Origin of the sequence: Sinorhizobium terangae, from assembly GCF_029714365.1 — a bacterium.
Taxonomy (GTDB): domain Bacteria; phylum Pseudomonadota; class Alphaproteobacteria; order Rhizobiales; family Rhizobiaceae; genus Sinorhizobium; species Sinorhizobium terangae.
This window is the reverse complement of sequence record NZ_CP121659.1, coordinates 435,065-452,422: the sequence shown is the minus strand read 5'-3', so window position 1 is coordinate 452,422 and position 17,358 is coordinate 435,065. Positions and strand designations below refer to the sequence as shown.

Sequence of the window (17,358 nt, the reverse complement as noted above, 5' to 3'; positions counted from 1 at the left end):
CAACGGTCCTTGAGGCTTCCACGCCCGTCAGTACCAGGCGTCGGGCATGCTGTTCTTTCGTCTGGCGACATAATCCACCAGAGCTTCGTCGATGGCTACATCCAGAGGCGGTGCTTCGTATTCGTCAAGCGTCTTTTTCCAGCTGCGGTTGGCGCGTGCCGCCATGTCCGTCTCGCCCTGCTCGACCCATTTCTCGAACGGTTCGTTGTCGGAAAGCGCGCTGTCCCAAAAAGCGGTCTGATAATTGCGCATCGTATGGTCGCAGCCGAGAAAATGGCTGCCCGGTCCGACCTCGAGGAAGGCATCCATGGCGAGCGCATTGTCGTCGACGACGACGCCCGCGAGATAGGAATGCAGCGCCCCGCAGAAATCGGTATCCATCACGAACTTCTCGTAGGACATGGCGAGCAGGCCATCGACGAAACCGGCCGAATGCAGGATGAAATTGGCACCGCAGTGGACCGCAGACAGCATCGACATGACGCCCTCCTGCATCGCCTGCGCATCCGGCCGCTTCGAATTGGAAAAGTTGCCGGCGCAACGCAGCGGCAAGCCCAGCCGGCGGGCGAGTTGACCGACGACCATGCTGCCGATCGCCGGCTCGGGCGTGCCGAAAGTGGGCGAGCCGGAGCGAAGCGACATCGATGACAGGAAATTGCCGAAGATCACCGGCGCCCCTTTTCGTTCGAGTTGCGTCAGCGCACAGCCTGCGAGCGTTTCGGCATAGGACTGGGCGATGGCGCCGGCATTGGTGACAGGCCCCATAGCCCCGCCCAGGATGAAGGGCACGATGACCGCCGCCTGATTGGCGCGCGCATAGGCGCGCAAGGATTTCGTCATCGTCCCGTCCCAGACGAGCGGCGAATTGACGTTGACGTTGCCGAGGATGACGCAATTCCTGTCGACGAAATCGGCGCCGAAGACAATGCGCGCCATCTCGATCGAATCCTCGGCACGTTCCTCGGCCGTGATCGAGCCCATGAAGGCGCGGTCGGAATACTTGATATGGCTGTAGACCATATCGAGGTGGCGCTTGTTGACCGGCACGTCGACCGGCTCGCAGATCGTTCCGCCGGAATGGTGCAGCCACGGGCTCGATTGGGCGAGCTTCACCAGATTGCGGAAATCCTCGATCGTGCCGTAGCGCCTGCCCTTGTCCAGGTCCATCACGAAGGGAGAACCGTAGGCCGGGGAAAAGACGACGTTGCGGCCGCCGATCTCGACGCTGCGGGCGGGATTGCGGGCATGCTGGGTGAACTGCGACGGTGCGGAACGGACGATCTCCTTCAGCATGCCCGGCTCGAAGGTGACCCGAGCCCCATCGACCTTCGCGCCGGCGCGCTTCCAATGGTCGAGTACCGCGGGATCATCGCGGAACTCGATGCCGACCTCCGCAAGGATGCGATCCGCGGTCCGCTCGATGCGCTGCAGGCTTTCCTCGCCGAGAATGTCGTAGGTCGGTATGTTGCGGACGATATAGGGAACGCCAAGATTGCTGCCCCCTTCCCGTCGCTGTGCGCGTGCACCGCGTGTTCTGCGGGGCGTCGCAACCGTTGCTGCTGACGTCGATTCCATTGCAACCTCCCATCATTTTTCATGATGCTAGTGACCATCAAGACCGTTGTAACGGTGGAAAAATTCGACGCATGCTATAAGGTGCATTTATGGAAAATCTGCGCCGCCTCCTTCCGTCCGCCGCCAGTCTCATCGTTTTCGAGGCAGCCGGCCGCCATCAGAATTTCACCCGCGCCGCCAACGAGCTCGGGATGACGCAAGCAGCCGTATCCTACGCCATCCGCGGTCTCGAGGACCAACTTGGCGTGCCGCTGTTTCACCGCGTGCACCGGGCGGTCGAATTGACTGAAGCGGGCGAGAAATTCCATGCAGACGTCTCGGTCGGCCTGTCGCGAATCCAGAAATCAGCCGAAGATATCCGCTCGAAGGGCCGCGAGACGAATGTTACCCTCGCAGCGTCCACCGCTTTCGCCTCGATGTGGATGCTTCCACGGCTGAACCGGCTGCGCGAAGACTTGCCGGAAATCGACCTTCGCATCCAGACCAGCGTGCGCGATCTCGACCTCGACGAGGAGCCGATCCCGCTCGGCATCCGAGGCGGTGATCCCGGTCACTGGCCACGCTATCATGCCGCCCTGCTGGCCGAGGAAGTGGTCAATGCCGTTGCGACGCCCGCCTATATCGAGGCGCACGGCCTGCCAGAGACGCCGGCCGACCTGTTGCGACACAATCTCATCCACCTCGAGGAACCCGTGCGGCGGGCCTGCGACTGGACGGAGTGGTTCGCAAGTGCGGGCCTTTCCTACCCGGTCCAGGGACGACGGCTGGCGATCAACGACTACGTGCTCGTCATCCAGGCCGTGCTTGCCGGTGAAGGGATCGCACTGGGCTGGGAGCACCTGATCGAGCGGCAGGTTCGCTCCGGTGCGCTCGTTCCGGTGGGCGGGCACGTCCTGAAGACCGGACACGCATTCTACGTCGTCTGGCCGCGATCGCGCGAGCTTAACACTCAGGCTCGGCGCATCAGAGATTGGCTTCTGGACGAGGGCTTGCGTGACCGCTGAAATCAAGCGTCACCGGGATGCCGCGCTGTCGCGATAGCGATCCGAAAGATAGCGCATCGTGGCAACGGCGTCCGCCGGCTTGCCGTAGAAATAGCCCTGTCCCATCCCGCAGCCAAGCGCCTTCAGCTTCAGCGCCTCGGCGAAATCCTCGATGCCTTCGGCGACGACCTCGAGCTCCAGCCCCTCGCACATCGAAACGATGGCCTTGATGATGTGCTCGGATGCCCGATCGGCGGAGATGCGGGATACGAAGGCGCGATCGATCTTCACCTTGTCGAAGGAAAAATCGCGCAAGCGGCCGAGGCTCGATTGCCCTGTCCCGAAATCGTCGAGCGACACGCGCACGCCCGCCGCCCGCAGTTCGGAAACGATCTTTTGCGCCACATCCGCATCAGCCATCACCGCTGTCTCGGTAATCTCGAGCTCCAGGCGGCGGGGGTCGAGCCCGACCTGGTTGATGATCGACAGCAGGCGCGAGCTGGTCGCCGGATCCATCAGCTGTGCTGAGGACAGATTGAAGGAAAGGAAGAGTTCCTTCGGCCAGGACAGCGCCGCCTGTGCCGCCTTGCGCAGCAACGTTTCGGCCAGCTGCTCGATGAATCCGCGCTCTTCGGCGAGCGGTACGAAGATCGACGGCGAGACGTAGCCGAGATCCGCGTCGCACCATCTCGCCAGTGCTTCGAAGCCGACGACCGTATCGCTGCGCAGGTCGACGATGGGCTGGAAATGCACATCGACCTGGTCGGCGATGATCGCGTTGCGCAACGCCTGCTCAATCTGAGTGGCGCGCTTCATTTCCTGGGCGATCTCCTGCGAATAGACGGTAATCTGGGCTCGACCCCGCCGCTTCGAGCGATAGAGTGCGGTGTCGGCGCTCTTCAGCAGGTCTTCAAAGCTGTCGCCCGCGAAAGGATAGACCGCGAAGCCGAAGGACGCAGAGAGCCGGACGTTTCGGTCGCCAAGATCGAAGGGAGCAGACAGGACTTCCTTCAGCACCCGGCCGAGTTTTTCCGCGCCATTGCGCTCGAAGATCAGCGGCAGCACGAAGGCGAACTCGTCGTCCGTGGTCCGTGTCACGGTCGCACCTTCCGGAACGCAGGCTTTCAGACGGTGCGCGACCTGCCGGAGGATCTGATCGCCGGCCTCCGGCCCGAACAGGTCGTTGATCGGCTTGAAACCATCGAGATTGGCAAGGCCAATGGTGAACGGAGCAGGGTCACTCGCGCGTTCGGCCGCAAGTTCACAGACCGTTTGGCGCAGATGCCGGCCATTACCCAGGCCGGTCAGTTCATCAAGAAGCGCCAACGCGTGCGTCACGTCAGTGATCTCATGACCCGCGACCTGCCTCCACATCATCGCCGCAAGCTCCCGCTGTCGGCCGATGCAAGCACTGCCAAACAGCCGTGGCGCCACGGCTCTCGCCGGTGGAGACGGACCTCTCGCATCGGGGAAGGTAGGGGCTGGGCGGCTGGACGAAGCACATACATTGCTGCGAGGCTCTACACTTTCTGGCAGTTCAACGCAGACGATGACAATCGGCGGTTAACAATCCCATAGCGCCTCGCTATCAAATCTATGGCCGGCCTCCCCAATTCTAGTGAGTTGACAGGATTCACGCCTCAGCCGACGACACGCATGTTTCCGGCCGGCATGTATTTTCTAAGCACCGCCTCGATCATGTCCGGGCTGACCGGTTTCATGATGTGGTCATCCATCCCCGACGCTTCGCATTGCCTAAGGTCGATGTCGAGCGCCTGCGCCGTCACCGCGATGATCGGTGTCCGCCGCCCCGTCCCCACTTCGGCATCACGGATGGCGACTGCGGCGTCGAAGCCGTTCATGACCGGCATCGATATGTCCATCAGCACCAGGGCCGGCTGAAGTTCGTGCCAGAGCTCCACTGCCTCCTTGCCATTCGCGGCGATCCGATGGGAGACCCCGAGCCCCTCCAGTATCTGGGCAAACACGAACTGATTGATCTGATTGTCCTCGGCGACCAGCACTTCGATATCCGGGACATGCGTTTCGGGCGCAACGTCGCCTTCGAAGGAGATCCCCCAGTCCGCCTGCGAAGGCGACGTCCGCGATTGCGGACGCTCGGCGCAAACACGAAAGATCTCGGCAAGCAGGGCGCCGGCATCGATGTCGGCGGCGATCTTGAGGACGGCGCTCGCGTGCCAGCCGGCAAGGACGTGCTCGACGCTCGGGAATGCGCCGTCGACCACCAGGATATCGAGCTTTACGCCGCAACGTTCGGCAGCGGACGCGAAAGCTTCGAGCTCGTCGATATTGCGCACCGCACATGCGTCGAGACCGGAACCGCGCAAACGCGCCACGAGCCGTTCCTCCGCGCCTCGGTCGCCGGTCGCAAGCAGCACGCGCAGTCCGCGCGCCGGCAGGGTCTCGATCATCGATCCCGCCTCGACCAATTGCTGCACGTTCAATGCACGGAAGGGATCGTAGAAGTTCTGGGCCGGCGTAAAGATGCTGTAATCGAGGATCTGAAGGCCGCTGCTGGCCGTGCCGTCGCCCGTACCGTGATACCAAGCCGCGATATCGGTGACGTCGTTCATGCAGGTCACCACAAAATGACGGCCGGGCATGCCGATGCGATATTTGCGTGTCACGACCCAGAGATCGCTGCCGTCGGCGCGAACGATGTGTTCCGCCTCCGAGTATGGCTTGCCGGTTTCGAGCACTGATCGGTCCGACTGTTCGAACCGTTCCGCCAGTTCGGCGTCGACAAGGTCCCACGCGGAGCGCCCGAGGATCGCCTCCTGAGAAACCTCATGGATCGTGCAGAACGCCTTGTTGACGGCGATGTAGTTGAGGTTCCGATCCTTGACGCAGATTGGATTGGGCTGTGCGTCGAGGATTTCTTCGGTCAGTTCCACGCGCTCGAGGTCGGTCTGAAGCTGTTCGTCGCGCTTTTTCTGTTCCGAAACATCGGTGACCGACAACATGCCGATACCGCTCGACAGCCGGCGCTTGCGCAATGAAACCCAGCGTGTGCGACCGGCCCGCTCGACGCTCTCGTAGCGCTCGCGCCAATGAAGCGCCATGTGTTCGGCGATCCAGTCTTCCCTGTTTGCTCGGCGGCGGCTGTTTTCGGGTAGTGTGCCGGGACGCACACCGGTATCGTAGACGGCGCCCAGGAAGTCGCGGAGCCGAGTGCCGGGCGTCAACAGGCGGGCGGGAACCGGAAAGAACTGCAGGATCGAGGGGGTGGCGAAGAGGATCGTATCGTCTCGACCGCAGACAAGCAAAGCGAGGCCAAGCGCGTCGCAACTCGACTCGAGAATGATCCTGTTGATGTCTGCGCCGCCCGACGCCACATCGGTCATTACGCTGTCCTCATTCGCCGTCTGCATGGTTCGTTGCACCGGATGCAGCAATCTAAAGTTTCACAGCGGCCCTTGCGTGTCTGAAAAGACCCGCGGCGCCGGCGCGGCGGTTTCATTCCGGGACATGCTGGCCGGCCTCGGAAGGCGTCTCTTCGGGCGGAATGCGTGACGGCGTCCAGCAACGCCGCAGGGCTCCAAAGACAAAACCCGTGCTCATTCAGGTTGCTTTGGAAAATCGCAGCAGAACGTTAAAGGGGAATTAAATCATGGCCTCATTTTTCCTGTGACTATCGGTGGCGACCGCCCGTGTGACCGTCCCCCCGCGGCAGATCAAGCGCAGACACCCCTTTCCCTCGCGCGGCGAATCCGGGAAAATGAGCCATGATCATCAAGCAACTTTCAGAAACGCTCATCAACCAGATTGCCGCCGGTGAGGTCATCGAGCGGCCCGCCAGTGCTGCCAAGGAATTGATCGAGAATGCGCTCGACGCCGGCGCGACAAGGATCGAGATTGCAACCGCCGGCGGTGGCAAGACGCTGCTCAGGGTGTCCGACAACGGCAGCGGCATGTCGCCCGCCGATCTCGCTCTGGCGGTTCAGCGCCATTGCACCTCAAAGATCAGCGACAGCCTGACGGATATCCGGACTCTCGGCTTTCGCGGCGAGGCCCTGCCCTCGATCGGATCGGTCGCGCGCCTGTCGATCACGACGCGAACGGCCGGCGCCAGTGAGGGGGCGGCGATCGCGATCGCGGGCGGCAAGACCGAAGCCGTGCGCCCGTCACCGGCCAATGTCGGCACCGTCGTCGAGGTGCGCGATCTCTTCTTTGCGACCCCCGCGCGGCTCAAATTCATGAAATCGGAGAAGGCGGAAGCCGCCGCAATTTCCGAGGTCGTCCGCCGCATGGCGATCGCCTTCCCGAAGGTGCGCTTCGTGCTTTCCGGCTCCGACCGGACGACCCTGGAGTTCCCGGCCACCGGCGAAGACCGCCTGGCGCGGATGGCGCAGGTGCTCGGCAGGGATTTCCGCGACAATGCGATCGAGATCGACGCCGAACGGGAGGACGCCCGGCTTACGGGCTTTGCTGGCGTGCCGACCTTCAATCGCGGCAACTCGCTTCAACAATATGTCTTCGTCAACGGCCGGCCGGTGCAAGACAAGCTCATCCTGTCGGCCATCCGCGCCGCCTACGCCGAAACCATCCCCCATGGACGCTACCCGGTCGCCGTCCTGGCGATCGAACTCGACCCGGCGCTCGTCGATGTCAATGTTCATCCGGCGAAGTCGGACGTCCGGTTTCGCGATCCGGGGCTTATCCGAGGACTGCTTATCGGCGCGATCCGCGAGGCGCTCGCACGCGACGGAGACCGCGCTGCGACAACCGGCGCAAGCGGGATGATGCGCGCCTTCAGACCGGAGATGCAGAGGCCACAGCAACCCTGGGCGCCTGCGGCCTCTCCCTACCGGCCGCTGCATTTCGATCAAACTGCAAACGGCTTCGCAGAGGCTCCGCAGCGAGCCTTCGCGGAATTCTCGGAGCCGTCGGCACGCTCCGCCGCTCCGGCCGAGGACACGCGCGTCGCGGCTGCATCCCCCGCGTCCTTTCCGCTTGGCGCTGCGCGTGCGCAGCTCCACGAGAACTACATCGTTGCACAGACGGATGATGGCCTCGTCATCGTCGACCAGCACGCCGCACACGAACGCCTCGTCTTCGAGACGATGCGGACGGCGCTCCATTCCCGCCCGGTGCCCGCCCAGACCCTGCTCATCCCGGAGATCGTGGATCTCCCCGAGGATGATTGCGATCGGCTGATGGCGCATGCAGCGGAATTCATCCGGCTCGGCCTCGCAATCGAACGCTTCGGTCCGGGGGCGATCGCCGTGCGCGAGACGCCGGCGATGCTCGGCGAGGTGGATGCGGCCGGCCTGGTGCGGCAGCTTGCCGACGAGCTTGCGGAATGGGATACGGCGAACGGCCTTGCGGGCCGGCTTGAATATCTCGCCGCGACAATGGCCTGCCACGGCTCGGTCCGCTCAGGCCGCCGGATGCGGACGGAGGAGATGAACGCGCTGCTTCGCCAGATGGAAGCAACACCCGGCTCGGGTCAGTGCAATCATGGCCGGCCAACCTATATCGAGCTGAAGCTGTCGGATATCGAACGCTTGTTTGGTCGCAGCTGACGAGCGATCGACTGCCGGTACTGGTGTTTTGCCGGGCGCTGGGATAGACCAAGAAAGCAATCGAATTCGGAAGGCAGACGCAGGCAATGATGAACCGCTTTGAAGGAAGTTCCTCGCGCGAGGCGAAGATCCGCTATCTCGACGGCGACTTCCAGATCGTGCTCGCCGGATCACATGTCGTCTGTGCCATGACGGGCAAAGCGATCCCGGTGGACGAATTGCGTTATTGGAGCGTCGCCCGGCAGGAGCCCTATGTCGACGCCGCCGCCTCCCTCGAAGCGGAAAAACGCGCCGGTGCGCTTCCCAACCAGCGACGTTGAATTCGGTACGAGCCCTCCTCACAGAGTGACTGCTTTGGCCTCCCGCAGCTTGCGCGCCCGTGCGGCGGCAAGCGTCCGATCTATGATTTTGCCGGGCACCGACGGATCGTCGAAGCGCACGTCGATTTCGATCACGTTGCTCTTGGCCGCCAGTTCTCCCGCCCGGCCATGGCCAGGTTCGAGACGGACCATGTCCTTCGACGTGGTTACCAACGTATAGCCCTGGCTCGCGGCGCGATCGAGCAGGTCGGCAATTTCATCGTCGGAGAAATGGTGATGATCGGGAAAGCTTCGCGTCTCCTCGACGATTGCACCCGTCTCACGCACGGTCCGATAAAACTTCTCCGGATCGGCGATACCGGCCCAGGCAAGAACCTTGACACCCGCGAGCTTGCCATCATCGATCCGGATGGTTTCCGCGGCATAGACGGGCTTGCCCGCCCGTGCAGTCCGGCGGACCAAAGGGTCGGCCGCTGACCCGCTGCCGATCTTGAGGAGCGCTGTTGCGTGGCGAAGCTGGTCGGCAATCGGCGCGCGAACCGGTCCCGAGGGGACCAGGTGCCCATTGCCGATGCCTCGCCCGGAATCGACCACGAGCAAGGCAAAGTCGAACGCAAGCCGCGCGCTCTGGAAGCCGTCGTCCATGATGATGATGTCGGCGCCTTCGGCAGCGAGCCTGTGCGCACCCTCGACACGGCGACGGCAGACGACGGTCAGGGCTTCGCGGGCGAGCAACAGCGGTTCGTCGCCGACGTCCCGGGCACGGTGGTGATGCGGGTCGACGATCGTCGTGACGTCCAGCGAACCGCCATAGCCGCGGCTCAGGAAGCCCGGCTTCAGCCCCTTCGCCTTGGCGGCGCGCGCAAGCGCGATGGCGGTCGGCGTCTTTCCGGCTCCGCCGACGGTGAAGTTGCCGACGCAGATCAGCGGCACCGGCGGCGCGGCGCGGCGGGCGCGATCCATGCGCATTCCGGCGATGCGGCCATAAACCCAGGAAATCGGCCAAAGCGCATAGGCGCGCCAATCGGCCTTGGTCCACCAGAACGGTGGCGCTTCTGAAACCATTCTGCCTAATCTGCCTCCACGACCTGCCCTGCCCCCAAACCGGCCAGGAACGCGACTTCTACAGCGCGGCGGCCGCGCTGGGCTGAACAACGCGACCGACAAAAAACGTCAGAATGGGAAAAAAGGCAAGCCGGTCGGTGCCGAGACCTACAGCACCGCCTCCAGTTCCGTTATGTCCGCCAGGCAATGGTCCGAGGCCGCGGCAAGCGATTGGCGCGAGCCGGTGCCGGTCAGCACTGCGACCGTGAGACCGACGCCGGCGCTGCGCCCCATATGCATGTCGTGATTGTTGTCGCCGACGACCGCCACCTGATGCGGCGCCAGCCCCGTCGCCGCACAGAAACCCAACACCATGCCCGGCTCCGGCTTGACGCCATGGCCGCTGTCATAGCCGGCGACGTAGTGCAGGTAACCATCGAAGCCGAAGCGCTTGGCGGTTTCCCGGATCGACCGTTCGTTGTCGCTCGATGCGACGCCGAGGCGGTAGCCCTTCGCGTGAAGGCCGGCAAAGAAGGCGCCGAGATCCGTCACCGGGACGGCATAGTCCGCGGACTGCGCAAAGAGGCTGTCGAAGAGCGTCGTCAATTCCTCGACCGTGAAGGGCGCGCCGGCGCCAACCATGCCTGTGGCAATTTCCACCGTATTGCCGGCGGCAAGCAGGCTGTCGGGCGCAACATAGCCGCTGTCCGGGTCCATTCCGCCCGCCTGAAGCAGCACCCTCGCAAGCGCCTCGTCGCCTTTCGCGGCGATGCGCGCCAATTCGTAGTTCACCGGCACCCAGCTCTTCACGTAGTCGAGAAGCGTCCCGTCCTTGTCGAACAGGATGCCGACGATGGTTTTCGATGCGACCATGATCCGATCCGCAATTGGCGCTTCAGCCTTCCATACGCGGCTCCAGCCGTGCCTTCACGACCAGCGGGTTGATATAGGGCTCAAGTCCCTTGATCGTCGCCGTCAGCGCGCCACGCATCTGTTGCACGCTTTCGAGACCGGCGTCTATCATCGAGCGACGCATGTCGTCGTTGCCGAGCAGATAATTGACGCCCTTGGCCAGCATCTCGACATCGCGCACGATCTTGGCGCTGCCGTTCTTGGCGAGCATCTGATAGGTTTCGCGGAAATTCTGGACATTGCCGCCGGAAAGTACCGCACAGCCAAGCATGGCCGGTTCCAGCGGATTCTGACCGCCTTCGGCGAAGAGCGACCGACCGACGAAGGCGACCTCGGTCAGGCGCAGATAGAGACCCATTTCGCCGATCGTGTCGCCGAGGAAAATATCGACGTCCGGCGTCAGCGGGTCGTTGCGCGTCCGCCGCGCGACCTTCAGTCCCCTGGCGATCAGTGCTGTCTCCACTGCATCGCAGCGCTCGGGGTGGCGCGGGACGATGATCGTCAGGAGACCGCTTCTATCCTTCAAGGCGCGGTGAACGGTCGCCGCGGCATCCTCCTCGCCGTCGAAGGTTGAGATCGCCGCCCAGGACTTGCGTGCTCCGATCTGCTGGCGATACTCCTTGAGCGCCTTCGGATCATGCGGCGGAGCGTCGGTGTCGACCTTGAGGTTGCCGGACACCATGACCGGGAGTGCGCCGAGCGTGCGAAAGCGTTCCGCGTCCACTTCGGATTGCGCGATGACGAGCGCCAGGTTCTCGAAGAGAGCCTCTGCGAGCGAGGGCCGCTTTTTCCAGCGCGCGAAGGTCCGGTCCGAAAGGCGGCCGTTCACCAGGACCTGCGGAATGTGCCGGCTGCCGAGTTCGACAATGGTCATCGGCCAGATTTCCGATTCTGCAATGATCGCCAGATCCGGCTCCCAATAGTCGAGGAAGCGGCTCACTGCGGGCTTGCAATCGAGCGGCACATATTGGTGTACGACGGCAGAACCCAATCGCTCAGCGGCAACCCGGGCCGACGTCGTCGTACCGGTGGTCAGCACCACGGAGATGCCACGGCGGCGGATTTCCTTGATCAGCGGTGTGACGGCGACCGTTTCGCCGACGCTCGCAGCATGGAACCAGACCAACGGTCCTTGCGGGCGCGGCGCGCTTGCATGGCCGTAGCGCTCGCGGCGGCGCGCCGGGTCCTCCTTGCCTTTCGCTGCGCGTATGGCGAGATACGACCAGGCCAGGGGATAGATCGCCGTCCCGATCCAGCGATAGCTGGAAAGCGCTAGCCGTGCACGAAGGCTGCTCATGAATACGCGCCCTCGCCCATGTGCCACCTGACACGGATGTCATGCACAGTCCGGGGGCAGGCACGCCGTGCGCGTCCGAATGACATCGACATCAATCATTTTCCGGATCGAGCAGCCGATGCATATGAACGATGAAATAACGCATATGGGCGTTGTCGACCGTCATCTGCGCCTTGGCCTTCCAAGCGGCATGAGCGCTGTCGTAGTCGGGAAAGATGCCGACGATGTCGAGCTTGTCCAAATCCCGGAAGTGGACGTCGGTAAGCGTCGTCAGCTCGCCACCGAAGACGAGATGCAAACGTTGCTTTTTCGCGGATTCTTGAGCCATCGTAATTCCATTTATTCTTGAAGGGTGTTGATTGCGGCATTCGCCTCCAAAGGTCAATGGGGCTCCAACGGGCGGGAGGCGGCAAGCAAAGCCGGCAGCGCCTGCCTCGAACCCGCGCCAAGAATGCCGTGCGTGACAATGGGGCGATTGTAGGACAGAGGCAGGCCGTCCAGCCCGCAAAGCGCACCGCCTGCCCGCGCAAGAATGAGGTCGGCAGCGGCAAGATCCCAGTCATGCGAGTTCTTCTTGACGATGGTTCCGTCGATCCGTCCGTCCGCGATCATCGCCAGCCGGTAGGCAAGCGATGGCACATGCTGAACGCGCACAATTTCTTCGCGGTAGGGCGAAGCCAGCTTGCCGACCAGATCCTCCGCCATCGCAACCTTCAGCGTCTCCTCGCGCTCGGGCACGCGCACGGCGATCGCGGTTCCGTTCTTCAGCGCCTCGCCGTCGCGGATGGCCTGAAATACCTCGCCGAGCGCCGGCGCATAAAGCGCGGCCGCAACTGGCTGGCCCCGATGGACGACGGCGACGCTCACACACCAAAGTTCACGGCCAGCGATGAAGGCACGCGTTCCATCGATCGGATCGACCACGAACACGCTCTCCCGGGAAAGGCGGCTCTCGTCATCATCGGTCTCCTCGGAAAGCCAGCCATAATCGGGTCGGGCACCCAGCAACCTTCCCTTGAGGATGTCGTTGGCGGCGAGGTCCGCCTCGCTCACCGGCGAGCGGCCCTCGTTCTTCCAGCGCACGTCAAAGGTCTTGCGAAAATATCCGAGCGCGGTGTCGCCTGCGGCGATCGCCGCAGCGAGGATCAGCTCAAGGTCCTCGCTCCAGGCAGGCGTGAGCGGTCGGGCTGTTTCTGACATTCAACTCCATACGCGCAAGACCTTCCCGCGCGCCTCAATGTTGGCGGAACACCCCGCCACAGCTCCGCGCGTCTCATCAGACGCGCAAAAAACGCTGTAGCACTTTGAATTGCTGCCTGTCTTTGTCCTCAAATCGGGGTCGATTTAAGGAGGCATGCAGTAGCGATCAGGTTCCGGCGAGCGTCATGCCTTCGATGGCAAGGGTCGGCGCAGCAATGCCGAATTTCCTGTCGATATCATCGGCAGGCGTCAAAGCCATGAACATCTGCTTGAGATTGGAAGCAATCGTTACCTCGGATACGGGAAAGGTGATCTCGCCATTCTCGATCCAGAAACCGGAAGCGCCGCGGCTATATTCGCCCGTCACCATGTTGACGCCCTGGCCGATGAGCTCGGTGACGTAGAAACCCGTCCCGACGCTCTTTATCAGGTCGTCGCGCGAGATCGTTCCGGGCTCCAGGGCGAGATTGGTCGAGGCGGGATTAACCGTCGGGCCGCCGCGAACGCCGCGTCCATTGGTTTCGAGCCCCAACTCCATGGCCGCTGAGGTCGACAGGAACCAATGCCGCAGCACACCGTCCTCGACCATCGACAGTTTCGATCCGCTCACCCCCTCGCCATCGAAGGGGCGCGACGAGGCGCCGCGGACGATCAGCGGATCATCGGTCACTTCGATGCCGGCCTTCATGATCTGCTTGCCCATCATGTCGCGCAGGAAGCTCGTCTTGCGCGCCACCGATGCGCCGTTGATCGCACCCGCCAGATGACCGACGAAACCGCGCGCAATGCGCGGGTCGAAAACGACAGTGACGTTCTTTGCGGTCGGAACCTGGCGCGGGTTGAGGCGCGCGACCGCCCGTTCGCCAGCGACGCGGCCAATGTCCTCGGCCGTTCGCAAATCATCGAAATAGAGGCGGCTGTCGAAATCGTAGTCGCGTTCCATCTTCGTGCCCTCGCCGGCAATGGCGCTGACGGAGCGGCCGAAGCGAGTTGCCATGTAGGAGCCCGAGAAGCCATGCGAGGTAGCCAGAACGAGTCCGCCCATGCCGGCCGAAGCACCGGCACCGCTTGAGTTGGTGACGCCGAAGACGGCAAGGGCCGCCTCCTCGGCGGCAAGTGCAGCCTCGGTCAAGGCTTCGGTCGATACCTCGCTGCCATCGAAGAGATCGAGGTCCGGGTAGGATGTCGCAAGCCGGCCGGAGTCAGCAAGGGATGCGTATGGGTCCTCGGGCGAGGCCTTGGCCATAGCGACCGCACGCTCGGCAAGCACCTTTAAATCGAAGCCGGGATTTGCCGAGACACTTGCGACCCGGCGCCCGACGAAGACTCTCAGCGAAAAGTCATCGCTTTCGGAGGCTTCCGTCGCTTCGACCTTGCCGAGCCGCACAGAAACCGAGCGGGAGCGGCCCCGTACGACCACCGCATCCGCAGAGTCCGCGCCGGCCCGGCGCGCGAGTTCAACGAGCTCGGCGGCTTGCTTCTCCAAAGCAGCGGAATCGATCATCTCAGACATGATTTGGCCTTTCATTCCTGCCCCATTTATTGTGCACTGAACCATGCATCAAGGGTATCTTCGTGATTCCCCGCCCCAGCATCCAAATGATATCCGGCAAAAGCCCTGCATGCAGGGCCCGCAGCAGCCGTGACAGCGAGAGCATCGAGCATGCAGACGACATCGTTTCTCTATACCCAGGCGCTCATGCTGCTCGGCGGCGCCGTGCTCGCGGCACCGCTCTTCAAGCGCCTGGGGCTCGGCACGATACTCGGCTATCTCGCAGCCGGCATCCTGATCGGCCCGGTCGCGCAACGGATTACCGAGGGAGAGGAGATCCTGCACGTTTCGGAACTCGGGGTCGTGTTCCTGCTCTTCATCATCGGTTTGGAATTGAAGCCTTCGCGCCTGTGGCAGATGCGGCGCGACATCTTCGGACTGGGTGCTGCGCAGGTTGTCCTGACCGGCCTCGCTCTCTCCTCCCTGATCGCATTCGCCGGCCTTCTCGAATGGAGGGGAAGCATCATTGCCGGTTTCGGGCTTGCGCTCTCGTCGACGGCCTTCGCAATGCAGATCCTCGACGAGAGTAACGATACCAATACGCGCTACGGCCAGCGCGCCTTCTCCATCCTGCTCCTGCAGGATCTGGCGATCGTTCCGCTGCTCGCCCTCATCCCCTTGCTGGCAGCGCAAGCTCCGGAAGACGCGACGACGCCATTTCAGGACTTCGCGATTGCGGTCAGCGCCATCGCCATTCTCTTCTTTGCGGGCCGTTATCTGCTCAATCCGCTCTTCCAGGTGATCGCCCGCACCGGAGCGCGCGATGTCATGATCGCGGCCGCCCTTCTCGTCGTCATGGGCGCGGCGACATTGATGCAGCTTGCCGGTCTTTCGATGGCGATGGGTGCCTTTCTCGCCGGCGTGCTCCTGGCGGAATCGTCCTATCGCCATGAACTCGAAGCCGACATCGAACCCTTTCGCGGTATCCTCCAGGCGCTGTTCTTCATGGCCGTCGGCCTGTCTCTGGAACTCGGCGTCATCGTCGAAAACTATCTCCTGATCATCGTTGCAGTGCCGTTGCTGATGCTGGTGAAGAGCCTCGTGCTCTATTGGCTTTGCCGCATCACCGGCTCCCGCCACAACGACGCGCTGCGCATCGGCCTTCTTCTGCCCCAGGGCGGCGAATTCGGCTTCGTGCTTTTCACCGCGGCGGCCGCTGCGGGGGTCTTTTCACAGGGAACCTCGTCGCTGCTCGTCGCCATCGTAACGCTCTCGATGGCGCTCACCCCCGTCGCGGCGATGCTCTCCAAGCGTTTGATGCACGAGCAGGACGAGTTGGCCGATGAGATCGAGGAGGACTTCGAGGGTGCCGGCGCCGACGTGCTGATGATCGGCTTTTCCCGTTTCGCCCAGATTGCCTCACAGATCCTGCTCGCCGGCGGCCGCGACGTGACCATTATCGATCACTCCGCCGCGCGCGTGCGCCAGGCCGCAACCTTCGGCTTCCGCATCTATTTCGGCGACGGTACCCGGCTCGACGTGCTGAGAGCCGCAGGCATCGAGCGCGCGAAGCTCGTTGCGGTCTGCACGCAGAAGAAGGAAACCACGGACAGGATCATCAGCCTTGTCCAGGCCGAGTACCCGAACGCCCGCATCTTCGCCCGCTCCTACGACCGGCTGCACACACTGGAACTGCGTGCCAGGGGCGTCGATTACGAACTGCGCGAGACCTTCGAATCCGGCCTGCTCTTCGGTCGCAAGACGCTGGAAGCACTGGGCGTTGGCGACGACGAAGCAATCGCCATCATGGACGACATCCGCCGTCGCGACGAAGCGCGCCTCGTTCTGCAAGAAGCCGAGGGCATCTCCGCGGGCCGCGACATGCTGCACTCGCGGCCGGTGAGGCCCGAGCCGTTGGTCAAGCCGAAGCGCGAAGTCAATCACTCCGCCGACACCGAGGAGCGGATCCTGCCGAGCCTTCCGGCCGAGGACCCGCCGCAGAAGGACGAGACGCTGGCGCAGACCGACTGACAGGGGCCTCGCCCCTCAGCCGATCTCCTTCCAGCTCTCGATCCGCTCGGAAAGCGCACGCTTGAATTGCTCCTTGGTACTTGCCGTCGCGGCCAGGACCTCGTGGGCGCGCAGGAAATCGAGAACCCGGAAGCGCCCGACATCGGGACGCATCAATATGTCGGGCGCGCCGTCTTTCATTTTCATCGCAATGATGGATTGCATCATCAATTGGCTCGTGCCGAACAGGCTGTCGATCCGGCTCGGTATCGTTCGCCCGTCGCCATCCGGACCACCGACGACATCGATAGCGACCAGAATATTCGCCAGGCCGCGTAAGTGATCGAATGGGATCGGATTGTAGATGCCGCCGTCGATCATGACTCGGCCATCGATCTTCACCGGCATGAATACGGCCGGCAGGGCAGCGGAGGCGGCAAGCGCCTTACGCAGGTCACCGCTTTCACAAACGCGTTCTGTTTGACCGTAGTAGTCCGTCGCCGTGACCTTCAGCGGGATCAACAGATCGGAAAAGCGGCTGGGAATCGCTTCGGGCAGAAAGGCGTTCAGGACGCGCTCAATGTTGAACCGGCCGAAATGGAGCCCGTTCGACACCGCCTCGGAAAGGGTCGTCGGCCTCAGTCGCCACAGCCGGTTGAGCACTTCGCCGCGATGGCCGACGGTCGACAGCACATGGTGCCGGATCTCCTCCCCGCGCATCCCGGCCGCCATGCCGGCGCCCATGAGCGCACCGATCGACGAGCCAGCGATCGCCACGGGCCGGATGCCCATCTCGTCGAGGGCCTCGATGATGTGGATATGTGCAAGTCCCCGCGCGCCTCCGCCTCCGAGCGCCAAGGCAACCGAGGGGCTCTGCCCCGCGGTCGGTTGCACGACTTCAGACAAGGTATCCTTCCGCATCACGCTCGTCTCCGCTCATCCGACGGGCACCCGATCGGCCGCTTTAGCACGTCGAACT

General features: G+C 63.1%; 14 protein-coding genes. 4 read left to right on the top strand and 10 right to left on the bottom strand.

Going from position 1 to position 17,358, the window contains the following annotated elements; all coding sequences use genetic code 11:
* Window positions 1–27: 27 nt before the first annotated feature.
* Window positions 28–1,575 carry a trimethylamine methyltransferase family protein gene (locus QA637_RS02110; RefSeq protein ID WP_153438169.1) on the bottom strand — a complete coding sequence of 516 codons (1,548 nt, stop codon included), beginning with the start codon at window positions 1,573–1,575 and terminating at the stop codon, window positions 28–30.
* Window positions 1,576–1,664: 89 nt separating this feature from the next.
* Here QA637_RS02110 and QA637_RS02105 point away from each other — a divergent pair, with 89 nt between their 5' ends.
* Window positions 1,665–2,579 (top strand): LysR substrate-binding domain-containing protein, encoded by a 915-nt coding sequence (locus QA637_RS02105; protein WP_153438171.1) that lies wholly within the window; start codon window positions 1,665–1,667, stop codon window positions 2,577–2,579.
* A gap of 9 nt (window positions 2,580–2,588) precedes the next feature.
* Here the strand turns inward: QA637_RS02105 and QA637_RS02100 are convergent, their stop codons facing one another.
* Window positions 2,589–3,932, bottom strand: coding sequence for a putative bifunctional diguanylate cyclase/phosphodiesterase (locus QA637_RS02100; protein WP_380785562.1), 1,344 nt, complete (start codon window positions 3,930–3,932; stop codon window positions 2,589–2,591).
* A gap of 266 nt (window positions 3,933–4,198) precedes the next feature.
* Window positions 4,199–5,923 carry a response regulator gene (locus tag QA637_RS02095; RefSeq protein ID WP_283063119.1) on the bottom strand — a complete coding sequence of 575 codons (1,725 nt, stop codon included), beginning with the start codon at window positions 5,921–5,923 and terminating at the stop codon, window positions 4,199–4,201.
* A gap of 381 nt (window positions 5,924–6,304) precedes the next feature.
* Here QA637_RS02095 and mutL point away from each other — a divergent pair, with 381 nt between their 5' ends.
* Entirely contained in the window at window positions 6,305–8,104 is a 1,800-nt protein-coding gene (mutL, locus tag QA637_RS02090) for a DNA mismatch repair endonuclease MutL (RefSeq protein WP_153438176.1), read from the top strand.
* A gap of 86 nt (window positions 8,105–8,190) precedes the next feature.
* Window positions 8,191–8,424 (top strand): DUF2093 domain-containing protein, encoded by a 234-nt coding sequence (locus QA637_RS02085; protein ID WP_136507310.1) that lies wholly within the window; start codon window positions 8,191–8,193, stop codon window positions 8,422–8,424.
* An 18-nt stretch (window positions 8,425–8,442) separates the two neighbouring features.
* Here QA637_RS02085 and lpxK read toward each other — a convergent pair whose 3' ends face one another.
* The 6 genes from lpxK to QA637_RS02055 form a co-directional block, all read right to left on the bottom strand.
* On the bottom strand, window positions 8,443–9,489 hold the full coding sequence (lpxK, locus tag QA637_RS02080) for a tetraacyldisaccharide 4'-kinase (protein WP_153438178.1): 1,047 nt from the start codon (window positions 9,487–9,489) through the stop codon (window positions 8,443–8,445).
* A gap of 147 nt (window positions 9,490–9,636) precedes the next feature.
* Complete coding sequence (locus tag QA637_RS02075) at window positions 9,637–10,341, bottom strand: HAD family hydrolase (RefSeq protein WP_153438180.1); 705 nt, start codon at window positions 10,339–10,341, stop codon at window positions 9,637–9,639.
* Between the two features lie 22 nt (window positions 10,342–10,363).
* Window positions 10,364–11,677, bottom strand: coding sequence for a lipid IV(A) 3-deoxy-D-manno-octulosonic acid transferase (gene waaA / locus QA637_RS02070; protein ID WP_283063115.1), 1,314 nt, complete (start codon window positions 11,675–11,677; stop codon window positions 10,364–10,366).
* 91 nt (window positions 11,678–11,768) lie between these two features.
* On the bottom strand, window positions 11,769–12,005 hold the full coding sequence (locus QA637_RS02065) for a DUF4170 domain-containing protein (protein WP_153438184.1): 237 nt from the start codon (window positions 12,003–12,005) through the stop codon (window positions 11,769–11,771).
* A 53-nt stretch (window positions 12,006–12,058) separates the two neighbouring features.
* The gene (locus tag QA637_RS02060; protein WP_283063113.1) at window positions 12,059–12,877 is read right to left on the bottom strand and encodes a 3'(2'),5'-bisphosphate nucleotidase CysQ; all 819 of its coding nucleotides are present in this window, start codon (window positions 12,875–12,877) and stop codon (window positions 12,059–12,061) included.
* Between the two features lie 166 nt (window positions 12,878–13,043).
* Window positions 13,044–14,390, bottom strand: a complete 1,347-nt coding sequence (locus QA637_RS02055; protein WP_153438188.1) for a TldD/PmbA family protein — start codon at window positions 14,388–14,390, stop codon at window positions 13,044–13,046.
* A 150-nt stretch (window positions 14,391–14,540) separates the two neighbouring features.
* Between QA637_RS02055 and QA637_RS02050 the strand changes: the two genes are divergently transcribed.
* Window positions 14,541–16,400: a monovalent cation:proton antiporter-2 (CPA2) family protein gene (locus QA637_RS02050; RefSeq protein WP_153438190.1), complete on the top strand. Its 1,860-nt coding sequence runs from the start codon at window positions 14,541–14,543 to the stop codon at window positions 16,398–16,400.
* Window positions 16,401–16,415: 15 nt separating this feature from the next.
* Here the strand turns inward: QA637_RS02050 and QA637_RS02045 are convergent, their stop codons facing one another.
* A complete protein-coding gene (locus tag QA637_RS02045) occupies window positions 16,416–17,300 on the bottom strand; it encodes a patatin-like phospholipase family protein (RefSeq protein WP_153438192.1) in 885 nt (294 codons plus the stop codon).
* Between the last annotated feature and the right edge of the window lie 58 nt (window positions 17,301–17,358).

Coding starts and splice junctions, on each gene's coding strand:
- QA637_RS02100 (WP_380785562.1), bottom strand. CDS start 3,932: ATGTGGAGGCAGGTCGCGGGTCATGAGATCACTGACGTGACGCACGCG.
- QA637_RS02095 (WP_283063119.1), bottom strand. CDS start 5,923: ATGACCGATGTGGCGTCGGGCGGCGCAGACATCAACAGGATCATTCTC.
- QA637_RS02085 (WP_136507310.1), top strand. CDS start 8,191: ATGATGAACCGCTTTGAAGGAAGTTCCTCGCGCGAGGCGAAGATCCGC.
- QA637_RS02050 (WP_153438190.1), top strand. CDS start 14,541: ATGCAGACGACATCGTTTCTCTATACCCAGGCGCTCATGCTGCTCGGC.
- QA637_RS02110 (WP_153438169.1), bottom strand. CDS start 1,575: ATGGAATCGACGTCAGCAGCAACGGTTGCGACGCCCCGCAGAACACGC.
- QA637_RS02105 (WP_153438171.1), top strand. CDS start 1,665: ATGGAAAATCTGCGCCGCCTCCTTCCGTCCGCCGCCAGTCTCATCGTT.
- QA637_RS02075 (WP_153438180.1), bottom strand. CDS start 10,341: ATGGTCGCATCGAAAACCATCGTCGGCATCCTGTTCGACAAGGACGGG.
- QA637_RS02060 (WP_283063113.1), bottom strand. CDS start 12,877: ATGTCAGAAACAGCCCGACCGCTCACGCCTGCCTGGAGCGAGGACCTT.
- waaA (WP_283063115.1), bottom strand. CDS start 11,677: ATGAGCAGCCTTCGTGCACGGCTAGCGCTTTCCAGCTATCGCTGGATC.
- lpxK (WP_153438178.1), bottom strand. CDS start 9,489: ATGGTTTCAGAAGCGCCACCGTTCTGGTGGACCAAGGCCGATTGGCGC.
- QA637_RS02045 (WP_153438192.1), bottom strand. CDS start 17,300: ATGCGGAAGGATACCTTGTCTGAAGTCGTGCAACCGACCGCGGGGCAG.
- QA637_RS02065 (WP_153438184.1), bottom strand. CDS start 12,005: ATGGCTCAAGAATCCGCGAAAAAGCAACGTTTGCATCTCGTCTTCGGT.
- mutL (WP_153438176.1), top strand. CDS start 6,305: ATGATCATCAAGCAACTTTCAGAAACGCTCATCAACCAGATTGCCGCC.
- QA637_RS02055 (WP_153438188.1), bottom strand. CDS start 14,390: ATGTCTGAGATGATCGATTCCGCTGCTTTGGAGAAGCAAGCCGCCGAG.